11 protein-coding genes and 4 pseudogenes are annotated in these 13,723 nt (G+C 54.8%); 8 read left to right on the plus strand and 7 right to left on the minus strand.

What is annotated here, in order from left to right; translation table 11 throughout:
- The 4 genes from B9H04_RS18335 to B9H04_RS15790 form a co-directional block, all read right to left on the minus strand.
- A partial coding sequence (locus B9H04_RS18335) for an oligosaccharide flippase family protein (protein ID WP_169714317.1) occupies positions 1–258 on the minus strand: 258 nt, incomplete at its 3' end.
- Entirely contained in the window at positions 251–1,384 is a 1,134-nt protein-coding gene (locus B9H04_RS15780) for a polysaccharide pyruvyl transferase family protein (protein ID WP_080508669.1), read from the minus strand. The genes B9H04_RS18335 and B9H04_RS15780, both read right to left, overlap by 8 nt.
- 2 nt (positions 1,385–1,386) lie before the next feature.
- Positions 1,387–2,640, minus strand: a complete 1,254-nt coding sequence (locus tag B9H04_RS15785; RefSeq protein WP_049933159.1) for a sulfatase — start codon at positions 2,638–2,640, stop codon at positions 1,387–1,389.
- Positions 2,641–2,770: 130 nt separating this feature from the next.
- Positions 2,771–2,992, minus strand: a complete 222-nt coding sequence (locus tag B9H04_RS15790) for a hypothetical protein (RefSeq protein WP_139835130.1) — start codon at positions 2,990–2,992, stop codon at positions 2,771–2,773.
- A 196-nt stretch (positions 2,993–3,188) separates the two neighbouring features.
- On the opposite strand from B9H04_RS15790, the pseudogene B9H04_RS15795 reads away from it, so the two are divergent.
- A pseudogene (locus B9H04_RS15795) lies at positions 3,189–4,002 on the plus strand (glycosyltransferase family 4 protein); the annotation flags it as partial.
- Between the two features lie 302 nt (positions 4,003–4,304).
- On the opposite strand, the gene B9H04_RS15800 reads toward B9H04_RS15795, so the two are convergent.
- Positions 4,305–4,937, minus strand: a complete 633-nt coding sequence (locus tag B9H04_RS15800; RefSeq protein WP_085682856.1) for an IS6 family transposase — start codon at positions 4,935–4,937, stop codon at positions 4,305–4,307.
- A 252-nt stretch (positions 4,938–5,189) separates the two neighbouring features.
- On the opposite strand from B9H04_RS15800, the gene B9H04_RS15805 reads away from it, so the two are divergent.
- Both B9H04_RS15805 and B9H04_RS19480 read left to right on the plus strand, forming a co-directional pair.
- Positions 5,190–6,341 (plus strand): glycosyltransferase family 4 protein, encoded by a 1,152-nt coding sequence (locus B9H04_RS15805; RefSeq protein ID WP_085682855.1) that lies wholly within the window; start codon positions 5,190–5,192, stop codon positions 6,339–6,341.
- 619 nt (positions 6,342–6,960) lie between these two features.
- Positions 6,961–7,095, plus strand: coding sequence for a hypothetical protein (locus B9H04_RS19480; RefSeq protein WP_276325176.1), 135 nt, complete (start codon positions 6,961–6,963; stop codon positions 7,093–7,095).
- Positions 7,096–7,446: 351 nt separating this feature from the next.
- Here B9H04_RS19480 and B9H04_RS15810 read toward each other — a convergent pair.
- Positions 7,447–8,418: pseudogene (locus tag B9H04_RS15810) on the minus strand (phosphoadenosine phosphosulfate reductase family protein).
- Positions 8,419–8,564: 146 nt separating this feature from the next.
- On the opposite strand from B9H04_RS15810, the gene B9H04_RS15815 reads away from it, so the two are divergent.
- From B9H04_RS15815 to B9H04_RS15835, 5 genes and pseudogenes are all read left to right on the plus strand, one after another.
- Complete coding sequence (locus B9H04_RS15815; protein ID WP_049933268.1) at positions 8,565–9,002, plus strand: NUDIX domain-containing protein; 438 nt, start codon at positions 8,565–8,567, stop codon at positions 9,000–9,002.
- 430 nt (positions 9,003–9,432) lie between these two features.
- Complete coding sequence (locus B9H04_RS15820; RefSeq protein WP_080508704.1) at positions 9,433–9,561, plus strand: AbrB/MazE/SpoVT family DNA-binding domain-containing protein; 129 nt, start codon at positions 9,433–9,435, stop codon at positions 9,559–9,561.
- 6 nt (positions 9,562–9,567) lie between these two features.
- A pseudogene (locus tag B9H04_RS15825) lies at positions 9,568–10,806 on the plus strand (RNA-guided endonuclease InsQ/TnpB family protein).
- 81 nt (positions 10,807–10,887) lie between these two features.
- A pseudogene (locus tag B9H04_RS15830) lies at positions 10,888–12,097 on the plus strand (alkaline phosphatase family protein).
- 77 nt (positions 12,098–12,174) lie between these two features.
- Positions 12,175–13,224 carry a hypothetical protein gene (locus B9H04_RS15835; RefSeq protein ID WP_139835131.1) on the plus strand — a complete coding sequence of 350 codons (1,050 nt, stop codon included), beginning with the start codon at positions 12,175–12,177 and terminating at the stop codon, positions 13,222–13,224.
- 126 nt (positions 13,225–13,350) lie between these two features.
- Here the strand turns inward: B9H04_RS15835 and B9H04_RS15840 are convergent, their stop codons facing one another.
- A complete protein-coding gene (locus tag B9H04_RS15840; protein ID WP_080508703.1) occupies positions 13,351–13,671 on the minus strand; it encodes a winged helix-turn-helix domain-containing protein in 321 nt (106 codons plus the stop codon).
- Between the last annotated feature and the right edge of the window lie 52 nt (positions 13,672–13,723).

Consider the following 13,723-nt stretch of genomic DNA (forward strand, 5'->3'; position numbering starts at 1 on the left):
ATCTAAATACTTATCTATGTTATCATCTTTATTTCCGATCAATGCTTCATCCAACCCAAAATAAACAATTTTTCTCATTGAGTCCAAACAAATCAAGCATAATCCCATTGTACCAAATGCGTCAGGTGCAAGAAGCCGAGCTAATACAACAGTTCGAATAAGCCACACAATTCGATCTGTTGCATTGAGTGCGGCCGACCAAAATCCGCCAGATATTATATCTTTATCGAACGGGATTTTGGAAATTAATTTATTCATCAGTGTAGAATATCCGAATTATCATTGCATAAGATACCCAAATCAGTAGTGATAACGATGCTACTAAAGACCTATTTTTAGACTTCTCATAAACGTACGACGGGAACATGCTTGATGCGGCCTTAATCTCAGAAATGCGGTCAGGGGACAATGATCCAGTCCCAGAAGATTGGGACACTATTGAGGAAGGAGAGATGTTGTCGCACCAAATAACACTTTCTACACCAAGCATCTGAAGATGAATCGAACATTTGTTTTCATATGCTATTCCAACCACGGGGGTACAGTGAGACGCTGCTAATATCACACTATGTAGTCTCATACCGACTACAAGATCTGCAGATTGAATGAATGAAGAAGCCACCTTATGAGTCACTTCACCCCGATATATTGTAGAATCGGTGGTCATCTTTTTAGCCACCTCTCGAGATATTTCTTTATCAGATGGTTTCGTGGTCGTATCAAACGGGAGGAAGAGTACCTCGCCATCATGACTCTCAGATAATTCATCTAACGAATCGGCAAGTCTATTTAAGTCAAGTATCCGATTGTTAGGCTTACGGACAGAAACAATGATTTTTGAATTGCTCTCTGAACTACAATCGGACTCGATAACCGACGAAAAGACAGGATCAGGGATTTGCTGAAGTGGTCCAGTATAGCCGGCATCCCTGATATTTTGGATAGAAAGCGGATCTCTGATTGACACACTGTCAGATAGATTCAACATGTTCTTTAGAATCATAGATTGCGAATACGCGTCGCTTACTTCAGCAGCACCAGCACAAACAACACGAATATTTGCCCCAAATGCGTTAGATATCCAGATGACAACCGCGTGTAAAGATAAATCGACATTGCTGAACAACCCCCCACCACCAATCCATATTTCATCTGCTTTTGACATTTCCCTCACCCAATTGAAGGATAAGCTACCAACTGAGGGTCGAGGGACGACTGAGTCAACAGGATGATTATCACGGGTATGCTGAGGATCAAGGCTTGCAACAACGATACGTGTATCATCTTCTGACTCACGAATCCGATCAATCAGAGTAGATAGTATCGCCTCATCACCGACATTTCCCATACCATAATATCCATAAAGCATTATGCATTTTCCCATTATTATTTGTATCCAAGAGCATCAAGTCTATTTTCAACTTCACTATTCATCTGTGTTGTTGAATCACCAGTGTCTGACTGATGAACACGGTTTCGCTCATGTATGAATGATCTTACTCGATTTTCTAACTCATTAGATTCACAATCAGAGAAAGAAACTTCACTCGTGTGAATATTCTCTTCGCAGAGACATACACTGCCAGATCTCCTTCCAGCGTACCGTCGAATATGACTGTCACCATTTTCACCTCTTGACTGAGAGAAAATAGTTTGTCCAGAAGGAATATCCTGTAATAACGACATCTCGCTACAACCGAATAGTTCATTCTCAATAGTCGATACTATATCAAGGGTACTCACAGTCTGTGAGACTTCAGCTACCTCCAAATCAGGTGAACGAACAATCAATGGTACGTGCGTAATTTCGTCATGTAAATAACGAGGGTGCTCGTAATACCCGTTCTCTCCAAAAGCATCACCATGATCTGCCGTAACTATGAGTAAGGTATTTTCCAGCAAACCACGATCCTGAAGACCGTCCAAGAACTCACCAATCCGCATATCATTGTACCGTATTTCGCCGTCGTACAGGTCAACCAACAGTTGCCGCTCCTCCCCGGAGATCGAATCAGGATGATCGATAGCTCGCTGATACAGTGACTGCGCATCTCTGCCACTGAGCCCCTCATCAGCGTACAGTCTTCCGTATTCACCCGGTGGCTCGTACGGTCCGTGGGTGTCCATATAGTGGTTCCAGAGGAAGAATGGCTGATCGTCATCCAGCGAGTCCACCCACTCCAACGACCGTTCGTTGATCTCTTCGGCGCGTGCGTAGTGCCGATTCCGCAGTTTGTCGAGCGCCCGTTGAGCGAGCGCAATCAGCTTGTGTTGGCCGAGATGTAGGTCGTCGTCGAATTGGTCGAACCCCTCATCGAAGCCGTAAGCACGCGAGACGAATGGGTTCGAGTGAAATCCCGCCGTCGCATAGCCTTTTTCGGAGAGTGTCGACGCCACTGTCTCCGACGCAAGGTGGTACTCCGAGTCAACGGCGACGTCAGGGTACTCACCGGTCAACAACGCTGGCACTGCCTCGCGTGTATGGGAGCTCGCACTATACGCGTTTGTGAACCGAATGCTCTCTTCGGCTAGTTCATCAAGCACTGGCGACGTCTCCCGTTCGTATCCGTAGCAGGAGAGGTGGTCTGCCCGTAGCGCATCCGCCGAGAGCAAGATCACGTTCTCCCAGTCCGAACTCATCGTGATAGAGAGACACCACTACGCGGATAATAACTTTGCGTTCCGACCTATTGGTTGTCAGATCACTCTGTCAACGCTACCACTCTCGGAACCACCCCACGTCAACTAGGAAGATCGGTTCGTCATGATGTCATTCGGCGTGTATCATGCCGACGAAGAAGTAGACGCCAACCATCACCGCCGCAAGCTGATAGGAGTTACTCGTATCCGCTGCGTCGAACAACAGGTAGAACCAGAACACGTTCCCGAACACCGAGTGTCCTAGGTCTCGAAACGCGTGCTCGTAGATAGGACTCAATCGCCAGAAATCCGGCATCATGGCCCAGACACCGCTGTCAACCGAAATCGCCATGATGTACCGAGTCCGGACGGGGAGGTAGGCCAGGAGGGGGGTCGTACACAACGCGCCAAACGCGAAGTGTGTCAGCGCGAGGCTAATCAAGGAGTGCTTCGCAAGGCGGGTATACGTACTTGGGGGTGACCGACGCCGTCACTCGACAGCATTGGTCCGTAACAGTATTCCCAACACGTCGATACTCTCAACCACAATGCGTGTCGCCTTCATCTCCAACGTCGTCTACCCCCTTCATTACCGGAGGCGCCGAGAAACGCATCCACGAGATCGACACCCGCCTCGCCAACAAAGGCCACTCTGTAACCATCTACGGCCGGCACTTCTGGGACGGATCCGCCCAAACCACCCACGACGGGATGATTCTCCGCGCCGTCGCCCCTGAAACAGATCTCTACAATGACGACCGCCGCTCCATCACCGAAGCCATGGACTTCGCCGCCCGCGTCATCCACCTCCTGAACAAACACCTCCGAAACGAGGAACATGATCTCGTTGTCGCCTCCGTCTTCCCGTACTTCCTCGTTCTTGCCGCCAAACTCGACACCGTCGGCACCGACACCCCACTGGTCACCACCTGGCACGAGGTTTGGGGTGAGTACTGGGACGACTACCTCGGCCACCCCGCCCCGTTCGGCAAGCTCACCGAACACCTCACCGCCAGAACCCCACAGCACCCCATCGCTGTCTCGGGCATCACCGCCGACCGCCTTGCAGCCATCGGCCCCCCACGCGACCGCATCCGGACCATCCCCAACGGCATCAACACCGAGCAGATTCGCAACGCACCCATCCCGGAACAGAGATACGACGTCGTTTTCGCCGGGCGCCTAATCGAGCACAAGAACGTCGACATCCTCCTCGAGGCCTTCGACGCCGTCGCCGCCGACCACGACGCCACCCTGGGCATCATCGGCGACGGCCCGGAACGCGAGCGTCTGGAAGCCAAACACGAATCCCTCACCCACGCCGACCACGCAGAGCTCCTCGGCTTCCTCGATGACTACGATGCCGGAGCGCGGTACCTCACGGCCGTCAACCGAAAGGAGACGGACACGAGACTGAAGAACGGCTACGACGCCGAACGCGAGATCAGTATTTCTGAGGACGCCGCTCGGGCCATCGATGGCTACATCAAAGAAAATCGAAACGCCCTCACCGACGAACGCGGTAGAGATCAGCTGGTAACGACGCGGAATGGCCGACTCCAGAAGAGCACGGTTCGACAGTACGTCTACATCAGAACCCGTCCGTGTGCCGCCTAGAGTTCCCGGCCAATGAGTGCCCGGACACGTACACACGTCGTGTTAACTTAAGCATGATTCCACCAGACGGCGTGGGCTTGTAACCACGTTTCCGCGGTCGGTGGATCGACGTGACTAAAACAGTTTGAAAACGAAGAGGTCCGTCGTTCTACTTCTCGAAAGACACGTTCGACAGAATTTCTGAAGCCGTGTTGTTCGACGCGGTAGCTGTAGTTTTCGCGGCGGAGACCACCGATCAGATCGTCTGCGTCATCGACGAGAAACAGCGCGTCTTCGACGTCGTGTTTCTCAGCTAATTCAGTGAGAAATTCTCGTGCAATCGAGATCGTATACGTCGGAAACAGCCGTGAATGAAGGATTCTGTTCGTTTCAGGATCGACAGCAGCGTACAGCCAGTACTGCTCGTCGTTGATCCGGATCGCTTTCTGATCGACGGCAACGCGATCCGGGCTCTCACCGTCAGCTGGCTGTAGATCGGCTTTCTGCACCCAATTGTGAACAGCAACACGACTTCGTTGGACTCCCAATTCCTCAAGAAGAATAACTGTATTCGAGAGTGATAATCCAGCGAGATGGTGGCGAATACCCTTTTCAATGATCTCGCGGGGTGTCCGCTCTCGCTCCACAAACTCCAAGTCAATCCATCCGGTACAGTCGCTGAGGCGGTCGCTTTCGGACATAGGCATTCGAAACACCGACCGCCTCTTCCTTAACTTAACACCGCGCGTACACACCACTCAACAAATAACACCGCGTATGACCGTTTGGAGTCACTCTCGTCGCATCCCCTCTGCCGGAGATTGTCACCCACATCCAAGCGAGCGGCGTCCATATAAATAAAATAAAAACGAAGGCGGAGACTAACGGCCCTCAACACGTCACACGAAGCGGAGTGTTCAAGTAGGATGTCATTAATCTACTAGTAACCGCCGATGAATATCTGTTTTATTAGCAATGTCGTCTACCCGTTCGTACATGGAGGTGCTGAAAAGCGCATCCATGAGATCGGTACACGGCTCGCCGATTGGGGCCACGAGGTCACGGTGTATGGCCGGCATTTCTGGGATGGGCCGAAGGAGATCGCCCACGAGGGCATGACACTCCGCGCGGTCGCGCCCGAAGCAGACCTCTATAATGAGGATAGGCGCTCCATAACCGAAGCCATCGACTTCGCGGCCCGGGCGCTCCCCCCGCTGCGCCGCCGCCTCACCAACGACGAGCACGACGTGGTGGTCGCCAGCGTCTTTCCGTACTTTCCGGTGCTGTCGACAAAGCTCGCGAGCCTCGGCACGGACACGCCCCTCATCACCACGTGGCACGAAGTGTGGGGCGACTACTGGGAGGAGTACCTCGGTCACCTCGCACCGTTCGGGAAGGTCACCGAGCGCGTCACCGCGCACACCCCGCAATACCCCACCGCGATCTCGGGGATCACGGCCGACCGCCTCGCCGCCATCGGCCCCGGCCACGAGGATATCGAGATCGTGCCGAACGGGATCGACGTCGAGCAGGTTCGCACCGCGCCGCTCCCCGGCGACGACGGCGATGGGGGCTACGACGTGCTCTTCGCGGGCCGGCTGATCGAGCACAAGAACGTCGACGTGCTCTTGGAGGCGTTCGACGCAGTCGCCGCCGACCACGACGCCACGCTCGGAGTCATCGGCGACGGCCCCGAACGCGACGCGCTGGCCGCACAGGCGGACGCGCTAACCCACGCTGACCGCGTCGAGATGCTGGGCTTTCGCGACGACTACGAGGACGTGCTCGGCCACAGGCGGGCCGCCGACGTGTTCGCGTCGCCGAGTACCCGCGGGGGGTTCGGGATCACCTTCTTGGAGGCGATGGCCGCGGACTGTACCGTTATCGCGGCCGATCACCCGGAGTCGGCCGCCGACGAAGTGATCGCCGACGCCGGCTTTCTCGTTGAGCCCACAGTCGACGCGCTCACCGAGCGGCTTGACGCCGCACTAGGTGGTGCCCGCCCACCGACATCGCCCGTCGCCCACGCCCGGCAGTACGACTGGGACGCGATTGCCGAGCAAGCAGAAACAGCCTATCGACGCGCCATTGATGGGACTTGGTGAAAATAGTTCAAAATGATGACAGAGGTGCGATTTCTTTTAAGTAGGCAAAAATGCTTCTCGAGCTGTGATTTTGGAGAGGTAGGTGTAAATCTGCTGAATTTTGCGACACTATTATATACCAGTGTTAAGTACCGCAAAGAGGCCGTTAGAGTAGCTCTACAGACATACTATCAGATTTTGAGAATAACCTCCAGATTTATCACTCCACGGAAGTTTGTGTATCTAGCGAATCACCAGACGGGATCGGGCGTATCGTACTGCGTCACGATATCAACACGAAATTCGGTGGGTTCTTTATAAGTAACCCGCCGCCGTATGGCGTACGTGGACCTGTATGCGCGGTGACGATCCCTGCAGGGAATCTTCATAGAAAATACTCTCCACATATCTGAGCACAACGTTTTCACAGTAGAGCGTGACGCTGCCTGTGTCTCTGTCGATTACTCACTTCGACTTCGGCGGAACGTATACGGCTCTCGTCGCGCTTTACCTCCGACCGCCAACGCTGTACGCACGCGCCCTCGTGCTCCTCGACGGGGACGGACGCATGCTGCCGGACGTCCACTGAGTCGCCCCGCTGTACGCCACTGAGCTTAACACCCTCCACGCGTCGGACTAGATGAACGTCTTCTGGTTTCATCGGACGCTCGATGTCGTCGACCCCACAGATTCGTACACGGTGGCGGCGCTTGCAGGCACCGGAGGCCTCGCGGTGGGCGGCCAGCTCGGTGTCGCGCCGTGGGCCACGGCCTGACTCCCACGCCGACGGCGACGCGTGGCTTCGTCGTCCTCGGTGTCTCGTGTTGGCCATTGATAAGGGCACACTGGCTGCCACCCCACCGAGATGGCTTGACAGGGCACACGGTCATCGTGGGCGGTATCGGCGCGCTGCTACTCGTGTTAGCCACCGTGGCTGCTCGGATCCGACTCCACCTTTGAGCGGTGGTGGTATCTCAGATTCGCTCGCAAGGCGCTAGCTAAGCGGAATCAATTCAGCGGATGATCGTGGAGCGAACACTGGCGAGGAAATACCCCGAAGTTGTGTAGCAACCGGACAAACAGGCCATTTTGAGCCGTGGCGAGGCGTATGTCGCTCTGATCGGCGTTACATGTAGCCGATGTCGCGCAGCCGCTCCATCAGGTCCTCCTTGTTCTGGGCGCGGCCGGCGCGCTCGGTCGTGTCCTCGAGGGTCTACAGCCACGCGGGCTCCCCGGTTGTCTTCTCCGTGCTAACCTCGCTGCCGAGCGAGCGGAACCCGGCGAAGTACTTCGGTGAGATGGGGACGTCCGCCTGCGTGACGCCCTCGGGGAGGTCGTCGTCGGCCTGCGGGACGTACCCCTCGTCGGGGAACGCCTCAACGGTGTCGGGGACGACGTAGTTCCAGAAGGCGTCCCACACGTCGGCCTCGGCGAACTGCAGGATGGGCTGGATGCGGTCGTGCGGCGGGAAGAGATCGGGATCGTGACGCGGCGAGAAGAACGTCTCGTCCGCACGCGCCTCCTGTTCGTCCCAGCGAACTCCCGAAATCACGCCGTCGATATCGTGTTCTTCGAGGGCGTTGTTGAGCGCGACGGTCTTCAGCAGGTGGTTCCCGACGTAGGTGTCGAGCAGGAACGGGAAGGTGTCCTCCTCGAACTCGAGGATGTCACGGATGTGGTGCTGGTTCTGCTCGTTCAGCTCGTCGACCGGAATGTCGTCGCCGGGTTCGAGCCCGTGCTCGTCGACGTACGCGCCCACGTCCTCGTTGCGGGCGTACACGAGTTCGATATCCCACTCGTCAGCCCAGTGCTCGACGAAGTCAGTGATGTCGTCGAAGTGCTGGAAGTGGTCGATGAACACCGCAGTCGGCTTCTCGTAGCCATACTTTTCGGCGACCTGGTTGATGACGTACAGCGTCAGCGTAGAGTCTTTCCCGCCCGTCCACATCACAGCCGGGTTGTCGTACTGCTCGAGTCCCTGCCGGGTGACTTCGATCGCCTTCTCGGGTTTGTGCTGAATCGAGGGATAGTCGGACGGGGTCTCGCCCTCGCCGTCGGCGTAATTGACATCGACGCTCGCCGGGAAGTCGTTGGGCATGTAAGTTGACATTTAGCTGTTATTAAAAGGATATTTCAGTACCAACTCAGGCAACGAGGATCTCAGATTTCGTCGCTGAGACGTCGCTCGGATCTGAGCACGCGCCGGCCCACAAATTTATTATTACTTGAGTTTCATTTACTGTAATGACAGACGAACTACTCCACGCGACGGTGAGTGTTCGCGGCGTCATCATCGACCCCCGTGGGCGGAACCTTATCCTCCAGCGCGCGACTGACAGAGAGTGGGAGCTGCCTGGGGGACGGCTCGCCCCCAGAGAGCCGGTCCGTCGTGGCCTTTGCCGAGAGATAACCGAAGAGACGGGGATCTCCGTCGAGATTCACACGCCCGTAGCGACGAACGCGTGGGTCAACGACAACGAAGAGGGGCGTTTTGCCGTCCACTACAAGTGCTACACCTCCCAGCGAACCATCGATATCAGCGACGAACACGTCGACTCGGCGTGGATGCTCCCTGAGCGCGCGCGTCGCGTCCTGAACGAGCCGCAGGCCGCGGCCGTCCAAGCGGTCTCGAACCGACCGGCGACCGGCCAGCCCACCGACCAATCGCTGTCGCAAGACTAACGCAGTTGATCTAGTTGGCGTGTATAATCGGTTCTGGTACCAACGTACCGCTGTTTTGGTCAGAGAGCAGTGTCGTCGTCGCGCTCGTCGCGGTAAGCTAGCAACACCATTGGCGACTCACGATTGAACTCGTAGACTTCCTCCCGAGTCCCCTGTGGAATGGAATCTCCACGAGAAACACATCAACAGATTCGCACTAGAGATCTGTACCGCGACTGTGGTGCCGACACAGTCTGCCGATTCCGGTCATCATGTTGTCCATCGTCTTGCGACATCCGACTTCGGTGACCCCTTAATTTCGCATGCGGAACTGCCAGCACGACATCTGCCACAACTGTATGGTGTACAGGCGGTCGAGGCGACTGCCCCGGGGCTTGACCCCGGGGTTGAAGCCGACAGCATTATTATGCTTAAGACAGTATAATTCAGCATGGGACAGATGGAATGTTATCCAAAACTACGACAACGGGGTGTCGTCACGATCCCAGAAGAAGTCCGAGACGGTCTTGATCTGGAAGAAGGCGACCAACTGAAACTCATCGTCGAAAAACTCGACTAACCAACGGTGAAACACACGCTTCGTTTTCGCGCGTACCTGCCTGACGACGTGGAGAGCGAAGCGTGGCACCACATCGACATCCTCCGCCAAATCCGCAACCACGCTGTCCGAGACTACTATAACTCCGACTACAACGACCGACCATCAGACTACGACCAACACAACAAACTCACCGCTTGGGTAGACCGCTGGCCGACCTTCGCGGAACCCTCCAGACACGCCGCACAACAAGCCATCACTCAGATCCACAGCGATCTGGAAACACTGTAAGAACGTCGAGAAAACGGCTACAGCGTCGGAAGGCTACAGTGGCAAGGCAAAGGCGAATTTCGCTCAGTGTCGTACAATCAACCCCGTCGCTGGAACGTGGATCACAACACGGGCGACGACCGATTCGTGCGACTCCGACTCGAAAAGATCGGCTGGTTCAACATCCGAGCAGACCGCAACGTGCCATCCAAAGATGAGATTGACGAGGTCATCCTCAAAAAAGAATCAACGGGTGAGTGGTACGTCTCGCTCGTCACCACCGTGGAAGACACGCCAGAGAAACCGTCACTGAGTGAGATTAAACCCGAAGACTGTGTGGGTGCTGACCTCGGCATCACCAACTACATCCACACCTCGAAAAATCTGTCCGTGGCTACGCTTGACCTGTCGGACGAGTACGACCGGTACGCACGCGAGCAGCGGAAACTCGCTCGGAAAGAACATGGCTCTAACAATTGGGAGAACCAACGCCAACAGGTGGCGCGAGCCAAACGCAAAATCAAGCGGAAGGTCGAAGATTTCCAGCACAAGCTGACAACGTGGCTCGTGAAAAAGTACGATGTGGTGGCCGTGGAGGATTTGGACGTGAAACCGATGCTGGAAACCAGTCAAAATGCGAAAAGCAAACAGGATGCGGCGTGGTCGCGGTTCATCGAACTGTTAGAGTACAAAGGTGAATTACACGGCACACACGTTGAAACGGTTGAACCTCGCGGGACGACAAAAGAGTGTTCGGTTTGTGGCGTCGAGACGGCCAAGCCGATCTGGGTGCGGGAGCATTCGTGCCCTGCGTGCGGACACAAGGAAGATCGTGATTTGAACGCGGCGAAGAATATTCTCACTCGTGGATTGCGGCAGTTAGGGCTGGGACAGTCCGAATCAACGCCTGTGCAGACTGCGCTCCCTACGTTCACGCCTCACCGAGAGGCCGTGGATGCAAAGCGCGTCGTTGAAGCAGGAAGCCCCGGGGCTTGACCCCGGGGTGCGTTCACTCGGTAGCGTCCTCTAGCGGGCAAGACCGTAAGGAGTCTGTTAGATCACCTACGTGCGGTGTATATAGCTCTGTTTGACCAGCTGCGTGGCGATGGCGACGACCGTGTTGTCTTCCTCGGCATTGATGATGTCCTGCTCGAGCTCGTCGAGGACCACCCAGAGGTCTTCGAGAATCGTATTGACATCGCGGAGGCGGGCTCCGGCGGACGGCTGGAGCATCGTCTCGCCGCAGTCGAGCGCCTGCTGGCCGAGTCTCACAGCCGGTGTGAACCCGGGCGCCACCGGCTGTACGGCTTTCAGGATCGCGAGTGCGACTTCTACGAGAGGTACGTCCCGCTCGGGCGCCATGTGAAGGCGATTCGCCTGTGGGACCGCGTCACCGACGCCGGCCCCGACGCGACCGTGCTCAACGTCCCGGTCACGTTCCCGCCGTCGACGCGCGTCCAGCAGATGGTCTCCGGGTTCCTCTTGCCAGATCTTGACTCCGCCACGAGCGACGACGAACTCCGCGAGACACTCGAGCGATTTGAGTACCAGATTGACGTCAACGCGAACCTCGGCCATGACGATGACAAAGCTGACTTCATCGAGAACGTACACGCGACGCTTGGTACTTGATACAAGAAATTTCACATTGCCTCGATCAAGACGATTGGGACCTCTTTTTCGCCGTCTTCATGAGTACCGACCGGGTGAACCCTTCCTATTCGGTGACTACGCGAACGACGGCGAGTACGCCGAGGAATTCATCGAGTTCTACCGCACGCTCGATGAGTACATCGGCAAGATCCACGAGTCGCTCACCGACAGCGACGACAAAACGCGCGCCTACTCGCTCATTCTTGGTCGGTTCTACCTCAACGTGGAGGGCCGTGAGCTGGAGGGTGTCGTTCCCCAAGACCAGTACGAGGCGACACGGGAAGAGCTCATTGCGGATCTTGAATCGCTGACTGGTCACAACGGTCGACAGATGTGTAAGCGGATAGTGAAAGGTGAGACTGTGTTCGACGGCAACCACGACGACATCGCCCCCGATCTGGTTGTCATTCCTGCCGACAGGTTCGATCTTAATTCCGGCTTCTCCGGCAAGGAGGCCGTCTTCACCGAGGGGCCCCGCAACAGGATACACAAGTTCGAGAACTCGCTGTTGTACGCGACAGACCCCGACCTCGACCTGACCGACGCGGACCTCTTCGACGTGACACTCGCGATCCTCGACATGATGGATGCTGAGGGCGACGCGGCGTTCGACGGCGAGAGCCTGCGAACGTGAGTCGATAGGCACCGCGTTCTCATGACAAAATAAGAGTCAACAATAGAACTAAGCCGTACGTACGTCACGACCTCACCATGTCAGGGAATTTTGAAGCTAAAGATGAGAAAAATCTTATCGAATATATCGCAGCGTTGTGTGGCTTTTCACGTCTCTCAACAGCACTCCCTGGGCGGGATATCTACCCACCGTATCTATTCGTTGGGGCGTTCAGTGTACTTGATCTGGCAGTCCTCCAGGTCTACGTACACGCTACCGGCGGGACCCACATCCTGATTGAGACCCCAAACACCGCTGCCGGGTATGCAGCCGTATTCTTGGGAGTCTATGGGGTCCGGTATATGTCGAGCGGTTACGAGGAGGCACTTGCCGCGCTCCGAGCACAGGACCGTGTTGATACGGCCGACATCAACCAATTTCAGCGGATATTTAGTTGGCGAACAAAGGTTATCATCTATCTCTGCGCCGTTTTGGTGCTATACGCGAATACTATTCTCAACGTCGGAGTTCCAAACCAAGTGACAGCAATAAATTTTCTCTTTACGTGGGAGTTTGTATTCCTCCCGGTCATCATTGAGTTTGCGTTCACCTACTACGGGATTCACTTCTTATTGCCACGTCGGATCAAAAAGACCGAATGCAATCTGTTCTTTTATGATCCGCGCAACATGGGTGGGTTTGCTGCGGTTGGCCAGCTCCTGAAGCGGTCGTACTATATTTATACGGCTGGACTGATTTTGTTCTTTCTCCTCGTCTACGGGCCAGTACTGCTTTCGGTGGACGGCTACGTGCCCGGCCTGTTTGAGTTAGTTTTCTTTTCGACAGCGTGGTTTGTTGGCCTTCTCTCAATTGGCTATTCGATGTACACAATCCACCAGCTCATGTCGAAAAAGAAGGAGCGACGAATTCGCGAACTTGAGACAGAATTCCATCAAGCAATTGAGAATCCGTACGATATTAACAACTCAAAAGTTGTCGATCAAGACAAATTGGACGATGCGCGACGGCGGCTGAAAGAAGTGCGAGACACACGCGTTTATCCGGCAACGTTCACAATGTGGAGCCAAATTGCGATCAGCGTATTGCTCCCACAACTACTCCAGATCACGGTCCAAACGGCGTTGTAACTAGTTCTCAGTGGATAGCGAAGAAAAGTAGATCAGGTTTGTTCTATTGAACTACGGTGTTAACGCCAACAGTTGAGATCCACAACACATTATCCACTGTGAGATACCGGGTAGGAGGTTCCAGTTTCACGAGTAGTTGTTGGCAGAATCTTCATTCGGTTCTGTAGAGCCACCCGCCTTCTGCTCATCATTGTAGTGCCAGTCTTCAGTATCTAGACGGCCGTCAAGATATGCTTCACCATCTTCTGTGATTGTATACACGGCATTTCCTAGGTGTTGTACCAAGCCCTCTTCAGCGAGACGCTTACATCGTCTACCGATATATGCATCAGAATACCTTATTGGTCCATCGTTCTTCATTTTCCTCGGAGAACCTGTCTCATTTTTATGAAGATACTCGAGGATACGATCATCCACGAGAACCATCCATTCACCAGAATATCTCATACCTACCCATGGACACGTAGGTATCTATTATGCTGGTAAACAATATAATTAC

This window comes from Halorubrum ezzemoulense DSM 17463, from assembly GCF_002114285.1.
Lineage (GTDB): Archaea > Halobacteriota > Halobacteria > Halobacteriales > Haloferacaceae > Halorubrum > Halorubrum ezzemoulense.